General features: G+C 47.4%; 15 protein-coding genes and 1 tRNA gene. 9 read left to right on the top strand and 7 right to left on the bottom strand.

All coding sequences use genetic code 11. From position 1 onward, the window contains the following. Positions 1-57 precede the first annotated feature (57 nt). The 4 genes from AWU56_RS08995 to hexR all read right to left on the bottom strand — a co-directional run bounded on the left by AWU56_RS08995 (position 58) and on the right by hexR (position 7,707). Positions 58-3,021: a TonB-dependent receptor gene (locus AWU56_RS08995; protein ID WP_272977495.1), complete on the bottom strand. Its 2,964-nt coding sequence runs from the start codon at positions 3,019-3,021 to the stop codon at positions 58-60. Positions 3,022-3,051: 30 nt separating this feature from the next. Next, complete coding sequence (locus tag AWU56_RS08990) at positions 3,052-5,688, bottom strand: glycoside hydrolase family 16 protein (RefSeq protein ID WP_286682302.1); 2,637 nt, start codon at positions 5,686-5,688, stop codon at positions 3,052-3,054. Between the two features lie 87 nt (positions 5,689-5,775). Continuing rightward, the gene (gene gap, locus AWU56_RS08985) at positions 5,776-6,834 is read right to left on the bottom strand and encodes a type I glyceraldehyde-3-phosphate dehydrogenase (protein ID WP_286682301.1); all 1,059 of its coding nucleotides are present in this window, start codon (positions 6,832-6,834) and stop codon (positions 5,776-5,778) included. Between the two features lie 12 nt (positions 6,835-6,846). Next, the gene (hexR, locus tag AWU56_RS08980) at positions 6,847-7,707 is read right to left on the bottom strand and encodes a transcriptional regulator HexR (protein ID WP_006955416.1); all 861 of its coding nucleotides are present in this window, start codon (positions 7,705-7,707) and stop codon (positions 6,847-6,849) included. 128 nt (positions 7,708-7,835) lie between these two features. Here hexR and zwf point away from each other — a divergent pair, with 128 nt between their 5' ends. The 6 genes from zwf to AWU56_RS08950 all read left to right on the top strand — a co-directional run bounded on the left by zwf (position 7,836) and on the right by AWU56_RS08950 (position 14,243). Then, positions 7,836-9,299, top strand: a complete 1,464-nt coding sequence (gene zwf / locus AWU56_RS08975; RefSeq protein ID WP_286682300.1) for a glucose-6-phosphate dehydrogenase — start codon at positions 7,836-7,838, stop codon at positions 9,297-9,299. After that, the gene (gene pgl, locus AWU56_RS08970) at positions 9,292-9,996 is read left to right on the top strand and encodes a 6-phosphogluconolactonase (RefSeq protein WP_286682299.1); all 705 of its coding nucleotides are present in this window, start codon (positions 9,292-9,294) and stop codon (positions 9,994-9,996) included. The genes zwf and pgl overlap by 8 nt, the downstream gene beginning before the upstream one ends. A 9-nt stretch (positions 9,997-10,005) precedes the next feature. After that, the gene (gene edd, locus AWU56_RS08965) at positions 10,006-11,829 is read left to right on the top strand and encodes a phosphogluconate dehydratase (RefSeq protein WP_286682298.1); all 1,824 of its coding nucleotides are present in this window, start codon (positions 10,006-10,008) and stop codon (positions 11,827-11,829) included. After that, a complete protein-coding gene (gene glk, locus AWU56_RS08960) occupies positions 11,830-12,846 on the top strand; it encodes a glucokinase (RefSeq protein WP_272977501.1) in 1,017 nt (338 codons plus the stop codon). Between the two features lie 8 nt (positions 12,847-12,854). Then, positions 12,855-13,415 (top strand): bifunctional 4-hydroxy-2-oxoglutarate aldolase/2-dehydro-3-deoxy-phosphogluconate aldolase, encoded by a 561-nt coding sequence (locus AWU56_RS08955; protein ID WP_006955411.1) that lies wholly within the window; start codon positions 12,855-12,857, stop codon positions 13,413-13,415. Between the two features lie 126 nt (positions 13,416-13,541). Further along, on the top strand, positions 13,542-14,243 hold the full coding sequence (locus AWU56_RS08950) for a dUTPase (RefSeq protein ID WP_006955410.1): 702 nt from the start codon (positions 13,542-13,544) through the stop codon (positions 14,241-14,243). A gap of 29 nt (positions 14,244-14,272) precedes the next feature. Here AWU56_RS08950 and AWU56_RS08945 read toward each other — a convergent pair whose 3' ends face one another. Further along, on the bottom strand, positions 14,273-15,115 hold the full coding sequence (locus AWU56_RS08945) for a restriction endonuclease (protein WP_286682297.1): 843 nt from the start codon (positions 15,113-15,115) through the stop codon (positions 14,273-14,275). 261 nt (positions 15,116-15,376) lie between these two features. Between AWU56_RS08945 and AWU56_RS08940 the strand changes: the two genes are divergently transcribed. The 3 genes from AWU56_RS08940 (at position 15,377) to AWU56_RS08930 (ending at position 17,284) form a co-directional block, all read left to right on the top strand. Next, the gene (locus AWU56_RS08940; protein WP_286682296.1) at positions 15,377-16,561 is read left to right on the top strand and encodes a GGDEF domain-containing protein; all 1,185 of its coding nucleotides are present in this window, start codon (positions 15,377-15,379) and stop codon (positions 16,559-16,561) included. 127 nt (positions 16,562-16,688) lie between these two features. Then, a complete protein-coding gene (locus AWU56_RS08935; protein ID WP_286682295.1) occupies positions 16,689-17,096 on the top strand; it encodes a hypothetical protein in 408 nt (135 codons plus the stop codon). After that, entirely contained in the window at positions 17,093-17,284 is a 192-nt protein-coding gene (locus AWU56_RS08930) for a helix-turn-helix transcriptional regulator (protein WP_071462655.1), read from the top strand. Before AWU56_RS08935 ends, AWU56_RS08930 begins: the two co-directional genes overlap by 4 nt. Before the next feature lie 45 nt (positions 17,285-17,329). Here the strand turns inward: AWU56_RS08930 and AWU56_RS08925 are convergent, their stop codons facing one another. Next, on the bottom strand, positions 17,330-18,328 hold the full coding sequence (locus tag AWU56_RS08925; protein WP_286682294.1) for an NADP-dependent oxidoreductase: 999 nt from the start codon (positions 18,326-18,328) through the stop codon (positions 17,330-17,332). Between the two features lie 121 nt (positions 18,329-18,449). Beyond that, positions 18,450-18,526: transfer RNA gene (locus tag AWU56_RS08920), tRNA-Val, on the bottom strand. Between the last annotated feature and the right edge of the window lie 89 nt (positions 18,527-18,615).

Here is an 18,615-nt window from a genome sequence, read left to right as displayed (position 1 = left end):
TTAATGGGTGTTGCTTGTTGGTCCAGGGAAGACAACAAGCAACTGAGTTACGCAAGCTTAGAAGGTGTAACGTGCACCGACTGCGTAACGCGGACCGTATTGACGTGCGAATAAGAACTGCTCTTCGTAGCGTCCGTAACCTTCTTCGGTTTCGTTGTTGAGGTTAATACCTTCAAAGAATACCGTTAGCTTTTCAGTCACGTCATAGTTAACACTTAAGTCCCACTGTCCATAAGACTTAGCGAACTGTGGTGGCGCATCAGAAGAGCCCTGTGCCTGACCAACACCAATCAGGTAGCTATCACGCCACGCGTATGTAGCGCGGATAGACCAACCATCTTTCTCGTAGAATGCTTGGAAGTTAGCTGAGTCACTTAAGCCTGTAAGCGGTGCTTGCTGCTCAAGGCTGGTTACGTCAAAACGCACATCGCCATCGACGAACGTTGCGTTAGCAGCTAAACCAAATCCAGAGCGTCCAAAGAGGTGTTGCGCCGCAATTTCGAAACCGTCGACGCTCTTACTATCGGTATTGCTTGGACGGCTAATACTCCACACAATTAACGGGTCGTCTGCGTTCGGCTCAATAGCACCATCCGCATTGCCGTAACCGTTGGCTATCATTTGCTCAAAAATCGCCGTGCTGGTGGCTTGCTCACCGCGCGCTTCAACATCAGCGACAGCTTGCTGATAGCGAGGCCCTTCAAAGATGTCACGCAAACCTTCTACCGTCGTTTCGGTGATGGTGGTTTGAACAAAGTTATCAACATCCTTCTTAAAGTAACCAACCGATGCATAGCTACCTTCGCCATAATAATATTCAATGGCTAAGTCGAGGTTGGTTGACTCAAATGGCAACAGGTTAGGGTTACCTGAGCTACCTGTGCGAGCACCCGGTTTTGGACTTGCTGATAAACTGCGACCACCGGCTAATGCGCCTAATGGTGCACGAGAGATGGTTTTGCCTGTTGAGAAGCGACCAATCAATTGATCAGTAAAGTTGACCTTCAAATCGAGCATTGGCAAGAACACGTCGTGTTCACCGGTTTGCGTCAAGAAAGTCGCATCACCTTCTTCATATTGCATGATCCACTCTGAAGCACTGACCCAGTTGACTTGCTGTTCTACTCGTTGACGCACTGTACTGGTAACATCCGTTGTTTCATAACGAACACCGACATTGAGCTCCGTTGGAAACGCACCGAGCGAGAATTCCCATGATGTTTGCAAGAAGATAGCATCTGTTTTCTCACGTACGTAGCTTTGGCTATCAATACCGTCATAGTAGGCATCGGCTACAAACTCATCAGCACCCATGAGATCTTCGGTCAAATAGGCCACATGACGCGCAAGCGCTTCGTTGTAATCGTAGGTGTAATAATAGTTTTGCGCGAGGTCAGAACCGCCACCTTCAAATTCGTCTAGGAAACCACTGGTGTCATGGTATTCGAACATACCGTCTGGGAATATTTCGGCGAAACTAGGACTGAAGCCGGGCCCACCGCGTAAACCACTCCAAGCTTCGTAACCGCTCATATCTTGGTCGGTGCGTGAAATACCCGCTTTCACAGAGACCAGAGGAATATCCAACACCGAATTATACCAAGTACCTTCAATCTGATACTGTTTTACGTTGGATTCGCCTGGAGAGTGGATGAATTGACCAAAGTTAGAGCCAATTTCGTTGGGTGCTAGCACCGAAGTCCCATTGTTCCAAAGTACGCTCGCTTGCGGAATTTCGCCGTTGCGATAATCGTAGAATTTGGTTTGTAACTGGTCAGAACCCATAATGATTTGACCATTTGAACCGAGACCGGGATCTGCACCGTTGTCGATGCTGTTGCTTGAGTCATGGGCATCGACCCAAAGTCTAAAGTCGGGCGTGATGTCCCATGTCAGGTTTAAACCGACGGAATCCGCCTCGATTTCAGTGGTATCCCAGTTTGCGGTAAATGAGGCATCATTACCTGCGATATCGGCATAAACCGCTGTACCGTTCTCATCTAAGATATAGGAATTGATGTTACCACCAAATTCGTTCCATATACCCCAGCCAAAGCCGACGCGACCCGACGTTCGGCGTGAACCGGTGTAGTCGGCAGTCAGTACCATGGTATCGGTCGGTGCAAACTGTAGCGTCACTTGACCGTTAGTACGTTCGTTTTGAACGTCGGTAAAGCCATAGTTCATATCTTTAGGAAAGAAGTGGTTGCCGATACGCTCACCATCCTCGCCGATGGGGCGAGGATCAACATAGTCCCCTTCGTCAAGGTCAGGTAAACCGACATTCGCCTGCCAACCTTGTATATTGGCGTACTGTTGGCGGAAGTCACGGCGTTGCTGGGAAACCGAGAAAGCGATACCGAACGTATCATCGGCAAACGTATTACTGTACACCGCAGCCAGTTCTGGCGTCACGCTATCGCCTTTTTCGACTGAGCTATCGTGCAGGGCTTTGCCCATGATTACGAACTTTTGTCCTGAGTGCTGGAATGGGCGAGTAGTAACAATATTTACCGTTGCTCCTAAACCACCACTGGGTGTATCAGCCCGTGCAGTTTTATACACTTCAAGTGCTGTAACTCCCTCAGACGAAAGGGCTTCCATATTGTAAGAACGACTAAAGCCAGTGCCTGGCATTTGCCGGCCATTGAGGGTGATCAAGTTAAACTCTGGGCCAAAACCACGTACGGTTATTTGGCTACCTTCGCCATCATTGCGACTCACCGAGACACCGGTAATACGCTGCAGTGATTCTGCCAAGTTGGTATCTGGGAATTTACCCATTTCCTCAGCAGAAATCGCGTCGACAACACCGCTTGACTGGCGTTTAAAGTCAGTTGAGCGTGCTAAGCTACCGCGAATACCACTGACATTAATGACTTCAATGGATTCATCTTTGGCTTTTTCTTCGTTATCTTGTCCTTGATCTTGCGCATATACAGGAAACGCCAGACCCGCGGTCAGTACGAGAGACACTGCCGTCGCAACAGGACTTATGCTAAACGTCATTGGTTTTTTCATTGTTCTATCCATTTCTGTTTGTCGTACTGCTTAGAAGTTATCGATGACTAAGTTATCGACTTGATACTCAGCACCGAGCGACTGACCCCAGGTCGGGAAAATCATAATGGTTTTGATATCGCTAATATCTAAACCTGCGTCAAACAGTGATTGCAGGGTAAAGTTATATGTCGCCCATTCACCTGCTACTGGCTCTTCGCCGTAGTTACCGCTGGCCAGAGGCACTTCCACGAATATTTTGCTATCGCTCGATTCAACTTTAAATAACCACTGTGCGTCAGCACCTTCCGGCTGACTCATAACCCGAATATCAAAACTGATTGCACCGTTAGCTAACATCGCTGAAGCGTCAAAAGAAACCTCGTCCTTCGCTTGGAAACCAAGTACCGTATCAGGGGTACTTTGAATGACGAACTCAGTGACTTGTCCATGATCATCGCCACTATCGACGACGCCAGGTTTGGAACCGGCACAGCAATCAAACAGGTTCCAGTCTTCGTTCAAGGACTCTTCGAATATCGCCAAACCTTCTTGCCCAGCACTAGGATTATAAATGCGTGCCTCATCAACACGATAGACAGCGCCTTCACCGGTGTCCCAAGCAGGGTACATCATGACAACGTCAATGGCAGAGAGGTCAAAACCTTGATTGGCGATTTCTTGCAAACTAAAGGTATAGGTTTGCCATTCACCCACGACCGGCTCTGCGCCACCGCTACCCTCAGTGAGGTCAAGTTCAAGCGCTGATTTCGCGTTGTTGGATTCAATCTTGAATTTCCAAACAGCGTCAGGATTAGAGGGTGACTCGACGACTTTTAAATCGAACTGAACCACACCTTCGACCATTAGGGCGCTCGCATCAAACTTGATACCTGAATCTTCCGGTGGCTTAAAGCCCAATACTGCGGGTTCCGCGCCAACAGAAAACTCCGCGACATTGCCACGTTCTTCATCAGTAACAACAATGGGCGTCGTACCGCCACAACAGTCCCACATGGGCCAGTCAGGGTTTTCGCTGTCACCGAATAAAACCAGTTCAGGCGATGCCGCTTCTGGTGATACGATCTCGGCGTTAGTAACAAGGTATTCAGCACCATTACCCATATCCCATGTCGGGAAGATCATTAACACATCGATTGCTGAGGCTTCTTTTAAGCCGGCGTCGACCAATGCTTTAATTGGGAAGGTATAAGTTTGCCATTCGCCGACTGTTGGAGCGACACCTTCTTCGCTCGCAGTTAGCGGCAGTTGTCCTGCGTATTGACCGTCGTTGTTTTCAACCTTGAACAGCCATTCTGCGCCGCCGTTACTGGGTGGCGTTACCACTTTTAAGTCAAAGGTGAAATAGCCTGAATCGATGATTTGTGAAGCATCGTAAGGTTGTGGCGAAACGGTTTCGTCTTCAATAAATGCTTCGCGACTTACAAAGCCATTTACAGTCGGTGTTTCGTTGACCACAAACTTGTAAACATCACCTTTGTCGGCATCACTGATCAACTCGGGGGTTGAGCCACCACAGCAATCCCATGCAGGCCACGCTGGATTAGGCGTGCCGTCAAAAATGGTTAACGTGTCGGGGATAGTTGTACTTGGAGGTACTGGAATAGGGGCTTTACCTGTGACAAGGGTTTCTTCGTCTTTATAACCCGCACGAACGGTTTCACAACCTTTACCCGTATCCGGGTTTTGTGAGCATTGGAATACGCGAATATAGTCGATTTCTAACGTTTGACCTTCTGCGAAAGCGCTTTCATCTATGCCCGTGTTATTCGTGTTTTCTGGCCAGTCTCCGCCGACTGCAAGATTCATGATGAGGTAAAAACGTTGGTCAAATGGCTCAGGACCATAGGCAACTTCCAGCTCACCTGTACTCTGATTATAAAACTCGGTATACCAACCTTGATGATTCAAACCAATGGCTTCACCTTTGCTGTTATAGCGAACCGTGGACTCCATTTGAGTTGCATATAGATAATCGTCTACGTACCAACGAATTTCGCCTTCTTGCCATTCGATAGCATAGGTGTGGAAAGCATCTGCTGGATTACCTTCTACCGCGTATGACTTGCCCGAAGAATCGTTATCAGGCCATTCGCTACCATAATGAAGGGTACCGTGGACATTGTTCTCAACGTTACCTTCTTCGTCGGTCGTTTTGAGGTTAACGGCTTCGACAATATCGATTTCGCCAGATTTCGGCCAAGTACCATAGACTGAATCGGTTGGCATCATCCAGACTGCGGGCCAACTACCTTGCCCGGACGGCATTTTTGCACGTACTTCGATACGGCCGTACTTGAAGTCACCTTTCATTTTGCTGTTTAAACGTGCTGATGTATATGGTTTCTCAGCACCTTCTCCAGCGGGCAGGGCAACTATTTTCAAAGTATCGTCGGAAACATACGCATTGTCAGGACTGTCGGTGTAGCATTGTTGCTCATTATTGCCGCCACCTTGGCAGTTGACTTCAAAGTTCCATTTACGTTCGTCAATACTGTTACCGTCGAACTCGTCACTCCAAACAAGTTCCCAGTCCTCAACGGGAGCAGTAGTATCAATTTGGGTGTAGTCAGTGTTGGTTTCGACACTGTCGCCACCACACCCCACTAAGCCGAGCGCTACGAGCGCTGCGGCAATAGGGCGTATTTTTGTTGTTATCGGGTTCATAATTGAATTCCTGATTCATCGTTCTTGTTGTACGGCTGCGTAGAAAATGTAAGCGCTTTCACAAATTAGAACAAAAAATTAACAACGTCAATGTGTGGTATTAACTTCTTGTTTAGAATTTGTGACAACCTTTTTGGACGCCGCATTCATCAGAGCTATTGTATTATCAAGCATACGATTACTAAAGCCCCACTCATTGTCGTACCACGCCATCACTTTAACTAACCGTCCATTGACCCGAGTTTGGCGCGCATCAAAAATACTCGAATGATCATTATGATTGTAGTCAGAGGAGACCAAAGGTAACTCGTTGATCGCCAAGACCTGGCTCATAGGCGCTTGGTTTGTAGCGGCTTTAACGATAGCGTTCACCTCTTCTACGGTTGTATCACGTGCTGCGATAAAGTTGAGGTCCACTAAAGACACATTCGGGGTCGGGACACGCACAGCCAAACCATCAAAACGACCCTGTAACTCGGGAATAACGAGTCCAACCGCGGCAGCTGCGCCTGTTTTTGATGGAATCATGTTTTGTGCAGCTGCTCGGGCACGTTGTAAGTCGCTGTGATAGGAGTCAGTTAAGCGCTGATCGTTAGTGTATGCATGCACGGTGGTCATCAAACCGGACTCAATACCCAGGGATTCGTGCAGTATTTTCGCCACCGGTGCCAAACAGTTAGTTGTGCAGGAGGCGTTCGAAATAATATCCATGTCTGCTGTTAGTATTTCATCATTAATACCGAACACGACGGTCGCATCAACGTTTTTGCCTGGTGCAGAGATAATTACTTTTTTTGCGCCAGCATCAATGTGTGCTTTGGCTTTATCGCGTTCCGTGAATAAGCCTGTACATTCTAGTACAACATCAATGTTTAGTGCCTGCCAGGGTAGCTGGCTCGGATCACGCTCAGCGTAAACACTTACAGTATGGCTATCTATCGACAAGCTATCGATGCCAGCTTCCACTTGCGCAGCAAATCGACCGTGCACCGTGTCAAATTGAAGCAGATGTGCAAGTACATCGGGTGAGCCAAGGTCGTTAATCGCGACGAGCTCGATATGGTCAGTCAGACCTCGTTCATAAAGAGCGCGTACAATATTTTTTCCGATTCGTCCAAAACCATTAATTGCTATACGAATGGGCATAACTACTCCTAACTATTCTTTTGTTGTGGTTTGTTTGCTGTAACGGGAGCCCTTGAGACCCTCTTTTACACGCGCGAGTTTTTCTCTAAATTTAGGGCCTCGTTGCAATGTGTAACCGGCAATGATCGCGTCAATTAGTACCAACTGAGCGATACGAGAGGCCATTGGCATATATTGGTCGGTATCTTCGGGCACGTTTGTCGACACAGTAAATTGACAGTTTTCGGATAGCGGGCTATTCGGTGCCGTTATACCGATGACCGTTGCCTTGTTGTTGTGTGCTATGGCGGCTATTTCACAGAGTGCCTTGGTGCGGCCCGTGTGGCTTATGCAAACAAGGACGTCATTAGGTTCGCTATTAATAGCCCACATACGTTGGACCAGTGGATCATCTGAAAACACCGATGGCGTATCAAATCGGGCAAATTTGTTCTGTGCGTCGTGGGCGACAGAGGCGGACGCACCGAAACCAAAAAATGCGATTTTTCGAGCACTCACCATGGCTTCAACGGTGGCAGCAATAGGGCGGCTATCCAGCGACTGCCGCGCAATACTCAACGCATTTAATGTTGAGTCAAAAATCTTCTGTGTGATTTGATCAACATTGTCGTTCTCTTCGATATCGCGGTTCACGTACGGCGTACCTTGCGCCAGACTTTGTGCTAGCTGTAACTTAAAGTCAGGATAGCCTTTGCATCCCAAGCGACGACAAAATCGATTGACGGTCGGTTCGCTGACACCCGCCAGAGCCGCCAAACTGGCAATGCTTCGGTGGATGGCTTGCTCGGGCTCATGCAAAATCAGCGCAGCCACTTTGCGTTCAGACTTGCTGAACTGACTCTGCTCTGACGAGATACGGTTAATCAAATCCATATGTTTTACGACTCATTATGTAATTTAGTTACGAAATTATTTGTTATATTGACAAAGTTATCACCCTTAAACTAGTCTAAATGTAGTAAAGTTACAAAAACAAGCAACTAAAATTAATCGAGGCATGCATGACAGACAGTTTGCAACGCAGTGATTTAGTGTTATTCGGGGTGCTGGGTGACCTGTCACGGCGCAAATTAATTCCTGCGCTTTTTCAATTAGATCGCAGTGGGTTATTGCATCAAGAGAGTAAAATTATTGGTGTCGCCAGAGAGGAATTAAGTGCCAGCCAGTTTGAAGAGCGTGTTAAGGATACGCTGCAAACGTTTGTGTCTAACGATGAGTTAGTTGACGATGTATTGGCACGTTTTTGTAAGCGCTTTCATTATGTTGAAATGGATTTTTCTCAAGATGAAGCTTACCAAGCACTCAAAGCCTCGACCTCCGATGAGGTCGATCGCGTGTTTTATCTCGCTACGCCACCTAGTCTGTATGCCACTATTTGCGCCGGCTTAAGCCGCCAGTCACTGATTCATGACAGTACGCGGGTTATTCTGGAAAAACCTATCGGTCACAATTTAGCTTCTTCACAAACGATTAACCAAGCGGTGGCGCAGTACTTTCAAGAGAGTCAAATCTATCGAATCGACCATTACCTCGGTAAAGAAACCGTATTAAATTTGCTCGCGCTACGTTTTGCCAATGCACTATTTGCTTCCAACTGGGACAACTCGGCTATTGACCATATTCAGATTACGGCTGCCGAGAAAGTGGGTGTCGAAGGGCGTTGGAGCTATTACGATGACGCGGGTCAGTTACGTGATATGGTGCAGAATCATCTACTGCAAGTGCTCTCGCTCATTGCAATGGAGCCACCCTCTCGGCTTGATGCAGAGAGTATTCGTGAGGAGAAGTTAAAGGTCTTGAAAGCTCTACGACCGATTGATACGTCAAACTGCAAAGATGTTTCGGTACGAGGTCAGTATCAAGGTGGTTTTATCGGTGAGCAAAAAGTACCGGGTTATTTGCAGGAAGAGGGCGCTCGCGAGAATAGCGATACAGAAACCTTTGTCGCCCTAAAAGTCAATATTGATAACTGGCGTTGGTCAGGCGTTCCATTCTATTTGCGTACAGGCAAGCGCATGCCAGAAAAACGCAGTGAAGTCGTCATTACATTTAAGAAACAGCCTCACAACATCTTTAGCGATACAACCACAGATTTACAGCCAAACAAATTGGTTATTCGCCTCCAACCCGACGAAGGTGTGGAAGTGCAAATGTTGAATAAGATCCCGGGTCTTGGCAAACAAATGCACCTAAAGGCGACCACACTGGATTTAAGTTTTGATGAAACGTTCGAGAAAAAGCGTATTGCCGATGCTTATGAGCGACTCATGCTCGAGGCAATGCAGGGTAACCAATACCTATTTGTGCACCGTGACGAGGTCGAGTATGCATGGCGTTGGGTCGATGGCATTCTCGCTGCATGGGAACAAAATGAACAGCCGCCAAAACCTTATCACGCAGGCACCTGGGGACCTGTATCCGCCGTTTCTTTATTAGCGCATGACGGAAGACAGTGGGATGAATAAAATAGAGGGAATCAACGTGAATACTTTTGATAGTAACCAAGCATTATCGAGTTCATTAAGCGATCGTATCGCAGAAATTCTTGCGTGCGCCATCGAACAAAAGGGCGAAGCGACCTTAGTGGTATCCGGTGGACGCACACCGAAGCCTTTATTTTCTGAGCTTAATGAACAGTCTATTGATTGGTCAAAGGTTACTATATTGTTAGCTGATGAACGCTGGGTGTTACCCGATTCAGACGACAGCAACGATAAGCTGATAAAAACTTGTTTATTGAAGAATAAAGCGGCTGCTGCTAAGTACGTCAGTCTTTTTACAGGTCATGAACATGCTGAAAATGCTGCTAAAGCATTAGAAACCAGAATAGCGAGTTTACCCACATTTGACGTGGTCGTGTTGGGCATGGGTAACGACGGGCATACCGCTTCACTCTTTCCATGTTGCGAGCAACTTGAAGCTGGGTTAACTCAGCCGCAGGCACTGATTGCGACGCAGCCAACAACGGCACCTTATACACGACTGAGTTTAACCAAACAGCGCCTGTTGAACAGTCATAATGTGTTTTTCCACATTACGGGCGATGATAAATGGTCGGTATTGCAAACAGCGCTCGAGCAACCTGATCCGAAAAAATATCCGATTAGTGATTTTGTTCACGCGGGAACAACGCCTATTAATGTTTACTATTCAGCCGCGTAAGAGGTGCTTATGAATCCGGTAGTAGAACGCGTAACGCAGCGTATTGAAGCGCGCAGCGAAGCAACACGTCACGCATATCAGGAGCGCATGAAACATGCGCGACGCAAAGGTCCACACCGTAGCGCTTTGTCATGCGGTAATTTAGCGCATGGATTTGCTGCTTGTGGTCAATCGGACAAAAGTGAGCTGCGCAGCTTGACGAAAGCAAATATTGGTATCGTGACAGCGTATAACGATATGCTATCAGCTCACCAGCCTTACCATGATTATCCGGAAAAGCTAAAAAAGGCGATTCGTGATGTTGGCAGCGTCGCACAAGTCGCCGGCGGTGTGCCCGCTATGTGTGACGGGGTTACGCAAGGACAACCGGGCATGGAGTTGAGCCTACTGAGTCGCGACGTCATTGCCATGGCAACCGCTGTGAGTTTGTCACACAACATGTTTGATGGCGGCTTGATGCTTGGCATTTGCGATAAGATCGTACCCGGTCTATTGATCGCTGCATTGAGCTTTGGTCATATGCCATTTATTTTCGTACCTGCAGGTCCCATGCCGTCGGGTATTTCTAATAAAGAAAAGGCGCGTATCCGCGAGCTTTATGCGGAAGGTAAAGTTGATAAGGAACAGTTACTTGACGCTGAATCTGCATCTTATCACTCGGCGGGAACGTGCACGTTTTACGGCACCGCCAACTCGAATCAGCTGGTCATTGAGATGATGGGGTTGCACCTGCCCGGTGCTTCGTTCGTGAATCCTGGCAGTGAACTGCGTGAGCAATTGACTCGTGCCGCTGCGCAGCACGTCACGCGTATCACCGATCTGGGAGCCGATTATCGGCCTATCGGCGAAATTGTGACGGCTAAGACTATCGTAAACGGGATCATTGGTCTGTTGGCAACAGGCGGCTCGACCAATCACACCATGCACCTTGTAGCGGTAGCAAAAGCCGCAGGTTATCAAGTCGATTGGAATGATTTCGCTGAGTTATCATCCGTTACGCCGTTATTGACACGAATATATCCTAATGGACAAGCGGATATTAATCACTTTCAACGCGCCGGCGGTATGCCGTTCTTAATTCGTGAACTATTGCGAGCCGGTTTATTACATAACGACGTTGAGACGGTTGTCGGCCACGGGCTCGACAAATATCAGCAGCGCCCAACGCTCACCGAAGAAGGGCAACTGACCTGGGTCGATATTGCTGAAGAATCGCTCGACGAAGACGTTTTACGACCGCACACCCAAGCATTCAATAAGCATGGAGGCTTAGAGGTCCTGTCTGGTAACTTGGGCCGTGCGGTCATCAAAACATCCTCTCTACCTGAGGGCATCAAACCGATCACTGCACCGGCAGCGGTGTTTACCAGCCAGCATGAACTGGTTGATGCATTCAAAGCGGATAAGCTCAACAAAGATTGTGTAGTCGTTGTGCGTTATCAAGGACCCAAAGCCAACGGTATGCCTGAGCTGCATAAGCTAACGCCATCACTGAGTGTTCTACAAAAGCGCGGTTACCACGTGGCTTTAGTCACGGATGGGCGTATGTCAGGCGCATCAGGGACAGTGCCTGCGGCTATCCACGTAACGCCCGAAGCGGTCGATGGAGGGGTGATCGCGAAGATCAAGGATGGTGACTTGGTTAGCGTTGACTTTGAAAATGCCCGTTTAGAGGTGCTTGTTGACGAGAATGAACTCAATGCGCGTGATATAGTCGCGCCAGATTTATCAGAATATCAATTTGGCATGGGACGAGAGTTGTTTGGCAACTTTCGAGCTAATTTGAGTGGCGCTGAGTCAGGCGCATCCGTGCTCTTTAGGGAAGATCAGTAAATGGTAAATGACTCACAACTCGACCTAAGCACGGAATTTGCCGTGGTCGCAGATATTGGTGGTACCAATGCGCGTTTCGGTCGTATCAACTTAAAAACCTTTGAACTCGATCGCATACAAGTGTTTCCTTGTGCGGATTATTTGAATCTAACTGATGCGCTCATTGCTTATCGTGAGCAACAAGACGTTGCGTTAGAACATGTCGCGATTGCCATTGCTTGTCCAGCAGAGGGTGACTCGATTCAAATGACTAACCACCACTGGCAGTTTTCCGTGCGTGGTACGCGTGAAGCACTGGGATTAACCAGTTTTATCGTATTAAACGATTTTGCGGCCGCTGCGATGAGCTTGCTGACACTCGATAAAAGTGAGATGAAGAAAATCGGCGGCGGTAAAAAGGTGGAAACGGCTCCCTGTGCTGTACTTGGCGCAGGTACCGGTCTCGGTGTGGGACATTTGGTGCACATGCCTAACGGTGATGTAATGCCGTTGCCGGGTGAGGGCGGGCATGCCGATTGGGCACCACTTAATGAAAAGGAGTGGGCGATTCACGAATTTCTGGCACGTCGTTTTGATGGTCGGGTATCAGCAGAACGTCTTCTTTCCGGCCCCGGCATTGAAAACCTTTATCAAGCCATTGCGCACTACCACGACAGAGCAGTACCGCCGTTGCGCGCGAAGACAATTGGAGCGCGCGCTTTAACTAACTGCGATGCGATAGCGACAGAGACCGTCAATCAGTTTTTTGCCAGCCTGGGTAGTTTTGCGGGCAACCTTGCGCTCACGCTTAACACTCGTGGCGGTGTGTATATCGCAGGAGGCGTGGTACCCAAACTATTGCCACTCATGGCCGCTTCCGAATTTAGAACACGATTTGAACAAAAAGGTCGTTTCTGTAATTTAGCCGAGTCGATTCCCTGTTATGTGATAACCGCCGAACATGCGGGCATGCGCGGCGTGGCACAGTACTTAAAACAAACATTGCGTAAAGCACCAGCGACAGCTGATATCGATTGAGGACTCTAATGAACTATTCTGCTAACGATATTCTTAATGCGTCAAGCGTTATTCCAGTCATTGTCATTGATGACATTCAACAGGCTGTGCCGCTCGGGAGAACACTTTGTAAGCAAGGCTTTAAAGTGTTGGAAGTGACCTTAAGGACGACCGCTGCGTTGCACGCGATTGAGGAAATGCGCCGCGAGCTACCCGATGCTATTGTTGGCGCGGGTACCGTCACAAACATCACTCAGCTTACCCAAGTACAAACGGCCGGCGCACAATTTGCGATAAGTCCAGGTGCCACGCCCGCTTTATTAGAGGCAGGCAAGGGCGCTGATATTCCATTGATTCCCGGCATTGCAACCGTATCTGAATTAATGATGGGGATCGAGTACGGCTATGATCGGTTTAAGTTGTTTCCGGCTGAAGCCGTTGGCGGCGTAAAATTATTGAAATCGATTCATGGACCGTTCCCTGACATTCGCTTTTGCCCCACAGGCGGTATCAACGAGAGCAACTACCAAGACTACCTCGCGTTACCTAACGTAAGTTGCGTGGGTGGCTCATGGATCATGCCTAAGTAATGTTGCAACTGGGTTATCTGTATTCCAGGTAACCCACATCTATTGACCCTTCCTATTGCATGGGCAACCTACGAACCGCTACTATAAGGTACGCTTTTGCCCTATTCGTCAACCAAGGACGCATTCATGCCCGCCGATACTCAATTAACGGTCAAACAAGCCCAACAAATTGCTAAGTTACAGACTCAATTTAATCAGGGCCTCGATGCACACTGGCCGATAGCGCCAAAACTGGTCCGTGATGATTTCGCGGCTGTCATTGTGGAGCTTGGTGAACGCTATGAACACCTTGGCTACAAGTGGTGGAAAAAGCAAACCGTCGACCACGCCCAAGCCAATATGGAGTTGATCGATGTGCTGCACTTCGCGGTGTCTGACGTTATCGAAATTTTGGTAGAAGATGACAGTGCCAGTCCCGTTGAGACAGCCGCACTTAAGCTCGCTGAAGCGAGTATTCGCGCACATGCTGATGAAGCTCGAGACGCCCGGTGGTTGTTGCGTCATACTGCGTTAGAAGGACGCCCAGACTTAAACCGTCCGTTGTGCTTTGGTGATGAATCATTGACGCAACTATTTAGCATGTTATATCAAGCCTACGGTACTGCAGAAGCGGTTTATATCAGTTACGTAGGGAAAAATGCGCTGAATCATGTGCGCCAACAACGGGGCTATAGAGAGGGCAGTTACATTAAGATGTGGCGAGAGGAGGAGGATAACCAAGTGATGATGCGTTTGCTACTCGACAGTGCTGACATCCTGAAAAGTGACTCGCCGCTTGACGATGCAATATCTCTTTTACTCAATTACTATGACACCCATGTTGCGTAGGTCGCGCATCATACGCGATTAACCCAGCACTATGGGCGCGTGCCATGACATTTTGGAAACCGCTTGCAACCCCAAAAAGATTCGCCCCTATGGGGTCCACGACGGGCTATGCGTTTTACCATAGGCCCTTCACACTTGGGACAAACCTGTGTGGTTGGACGTGTGTTTGGGCTTGGGGGAAATCTAACAGCGGCTTTTTCGCGTTGTCGCACAAATCGATGGAAGGTTTCGCCATCGATAATATGTATGGGTTTTCCCTTTGCGAAAATGTGCGCGTCATGCGTCAGCTCGCCAGACGTTACGATAAAGCCACCAGCGGCGCCTTCTGCTATGACAACACCAAATAGTTCCCTTACGACTGAAACAGGTACTTTGCGATATTTCCACTGTTTACATTGCACCAAATACAACTGACCGTTTCGTTCGATCCTTAAATCAATTCCACCATCTGGTCCAGTAGGTGTTGGCTTCACATGATAGCCCTCGCGGCTAAAAAATTCGCCAACGAGTTGTTCAAAATGCTCCCAATCCACAGTTTTTAATACGGCAGGTTCGGACGATTGGATAACACGTTCATAGCGTTGTTGGTTCGATAAAGCGTTTATTAATGAAACGATACTGGCCAAAATTAGAAGTGCAGGGAGCGCAAATTGCAATAGAGGTAACAGCAGTTGCCCCATGAAGTGGGCCATATAAGCGGTCATGCTGGTGGGATCATTAATGTCTATTTCAACGGTACCCCATGTATGCGACTGAACAATGAGATTGATACTAAAGTAGGTAATGGGGGCAAGAAAAAGACTGATATACCAAGGCCAAGTTGAGAATAAGTCGAGCAACCCCTCGATTAATGATTTACTTCTACGCGGCATCACGGTTCCTCGCTACCGTTAACTCAACGTCTATCGAACTCACATTACAGATAACATGCAAGCGAATCGCTATGACATTTAAAGGATACTTATTTTTAACATTGTGCTATGAATATATATTTGTGTCGCACTTAAATCAATAGATTCGTCAAGTGCCGTGTCTATTTTCTCGGCTTCAGCGTATTTTATTTGTTAAACAGTTCTGCGTGAATTACGATAACGGTGCTCACCATCATAACTTATGTACAAGGACTTTCTCGCTTGTCATTACAACAAAAATACAATGACATTAATTGGCTAACAGGGCAGTTTAGGGATTCACGGCTCGAAGCAAGCTATCGCGACTCGATAAAATTACGGGTTAGGCATGACTCTCGCTTAGCACTGATGCTGGTTTCCCTTATTTTCGCGATGTTTGCTGTCACTGATTATAATCTGCTCGGTCATTCAACTGATTTTTATACCTTAATATCGATGCGAGTGGTCGTGGTTTCAAGTTGTGTCGTGTTGGCATTAATTCTTGGACGGGTCGGTAGTTTTTCTCGAAAACCACTTCTACATGCCTTGCCGTTATGGGTTCTTGCCGCGGGTATTATCTCGATTGTCCCATTAAGACCCGAAAGCCTTTATACTCAAATTACGGCGGTTGTTGTCGCCATCATGGCATTCTATTTACTCATTCCAAGTCTATTAACCATTGCCAGTTGGGCGAGTGGATTTCTCAGTGTTGGATTTATAGTAGCTTCAGTGGCCTATGCCGACGTATCCGCACCTACTGCTACGCGTCTCGTTCTTCTTCTTATCATGGCGAATATTGTCGGTTATTGCGCGTTGTTAAGACTTGAAATACTCCAACGTAAGCAGTTTTCTTTATTAAATGAAGAGCGCGACCAGAATTTAGCCTTGCAACAAGAAGTAGAACACCGAAAGTCTCTCGAAGCACAGTTAAGAAGATTAGCCGAACGGGATACCTTAACCGAGCTTGATACGCGTAGTCATTTTATTAAACGTGCTGAAGCTTTATTAGAAAGAGCTTTACGCGAAAACACGGCATTTTGCTTACTTATGATAGATGTCGATCACTTCAAGCAAATTAATGATACTTGGGGTCATACGCGGGGTGATGAGGTACTTAAGCAGGTTGCTAAAACCATTCGTCAATCGCTTCGACGTGTCGATGTGGTTGGTCGTTTTGGTGGTGAAGAGTTTATCGTGGCGATGCCGAACACGCACCATAAAGAGGCGGTCAAGTTAGCTAAGCGGTTAACTTCCAATATCAACGCAATCGAGTTACCACCCCCGCTCAACCAAGTTTCGGTCAGTATCACCGTCGGTATCGCAATGAAAAGCAATGAGCGCAGCTTGGATCTGCTCATTCAGCGCGCTGATGAGATGCTTTACAAAGGAAAGCGAAACGGTCGAAACCGAGTTGAGTTGGCGCGCTGAGAGACTCATCCACAATAATTGATTCGCATGTCAAATAAACTTGACTTTATTCTTTGTGTGTCTACTATGGTAAAGTGTATTTTACATTATGACGTGTTTTATTTACTTTACTGAATGGAGAACAAAAATGACTGAACGTAACGAATGGCAGCAACAGCAGTGCCGATCGAATAAAATACTGGCGGTTTGGACAGGGTTATGGGTACTGACACTGGCGTTGTCGAGCTTTGGACCACAACAATGGTGGGAAAGCGCGACAATGACCTATTTAGCTACGGTGGTAAATATTATTATGGGCGCTGCCATGATATGGGCGAACAAACGCCACTTAGACCATCAAGACGAGCTACAACGAAAAGTTCAACTCGAGGCCATGAGTTTAGCGCTTGGCATCAGTGTTGTTTTAGGCCTTGCGGCGACATCTCTAACGCAAAATAGCTTGTTGGGCTTTGATTTTGAGATTTCACACTTGATGATGGTGCTCGGCGTCACTTATATTGTTGCGCTTTTATTAGGGATGAGGAAATACCAATGAAAAACCGACTCAAAGTGTTAAGGGCTGAGAGAAACTGGACTCAGAATGATCTTGCGCAAGCACTGTCGGTTTCGCGTCAAACAATCAACGCGATTGAAACAGGAAAGTTTGACCCGAGTTTACCGCTGGCATTTAAAATTGCCAAGGTATTTCAATGCTCTATTGAAGACATTTTTTTTGACGAGTAGTCGGTTGTACAGCCGCCTGCGATGAACACGCAAGCGGCTGAAATATTATAGTTTGACCAGTAATTTACCTTGGTTCTCACCACTTAGAAACATGTTAAGTCCTTCAATCGCAGACTCTAAGCCTTCAAGCACGTGAGCCCGATATTTGATATCGCCATTTGTCACGTAAGGCGTTAATTGTTTCAGTAAGGTCGGGATTTGATCAAAATGGTCAGGCATCGTGAAGCCCTGAATTGTCAGTCGCTTCTTAATGATTGGAATCCAGCTCGGTCCAGGGCTTGGTTGCTCTTTATCGTAATCCGCAATCATGCCACAGACAACAATGCGTCCATGTGCATTCATGCGTCCCATGACCGCATGTTGAATCGGACCGCCGGTATTCTCAAAATAGAGGTCAATGCCATTAGGCGTTAATTCAGCTAACTTGGCGGGAATATCATCAGTCTTGTAGTTGACTGCGCCGTCAAACCCAAGTTCGTTAACAATCCACTCTGCTTTTTCGTCTGAACCGACTACGCCAATAACCGAGAGGCCATCGGCTTTAGCCATTTGACCGACAATCGAGCCAACGGAGCCGGCTGCGCCTGTGACTACCAACGTTTCACCTTGTTTGGGTTTTCCCACGTTTAATAGACCTTGTGTTGCGGTAAGGCCGGGAAGAGCAAACACCGAAAGCACCATTTCATCGGGCGCATCTGTTTGCACTTTATTAATTCCTTGACCATCGCTAAGCGCATACTCCTGCCAGCCCATCATTCCCATGACACGATCGCCTTCGGCAAAATCAGGGTGTTTACTTGCAACGACTTCACCGACACCTGAACTGCGCATCACAGAGCCGAGTTCAACCGGTGGAATATAACTTTCTTTGTCTGGGCTCATCCAGCCAAACATGGCGGGATCCAATGACATGTGGGTTTGTTTAATCAGTATTTGACCGTCGTCGACGCTGGGACGATCGAGTTCAACGATCTCGAAAATATCCTTGGAGACAGGACCAGGCTGAGGACGTTTGACTAGTTTAATTGCTTTATATTGGCTCATGAAGCTCCTCGCTACAGGTAAGTGTACTGACGATGCAGATTAACTATGTGCGAAACTTACGAATAGAGCAACTTGAGCGGATCAGAGGGTATAAAAATAAAAATTGTTAAATTTAAGGAAGTGGTGCGTCCGAGTAGACTCGAACTACCGACCTCTGCCATGTCAAGGCAGCGCTCTAACCAACTGAGCTACGGACGCACTGTTTGGGGTTGTCGTGAAGACGGGCGCTATATTATTGATTTGAAGTTAAGCATGCAAGTACTTTTTTATCGGATAGCGTGTGTTTG

It is taken from the genome of Idiomarina sp. T82-3, from assembly GCF_001577655.1.
In the GTDB taxonomy this organism is placed as follows: domain Bacteria; phylum Pseudomonadota; class Gammaproteobacteria; order Enterobacterales; family Alteromonadaceae; genus Idiomarina; species Idiomarina baltica.
This window is presented reverse-complemented; position numbering and strand designations above follow the sequence as displayed.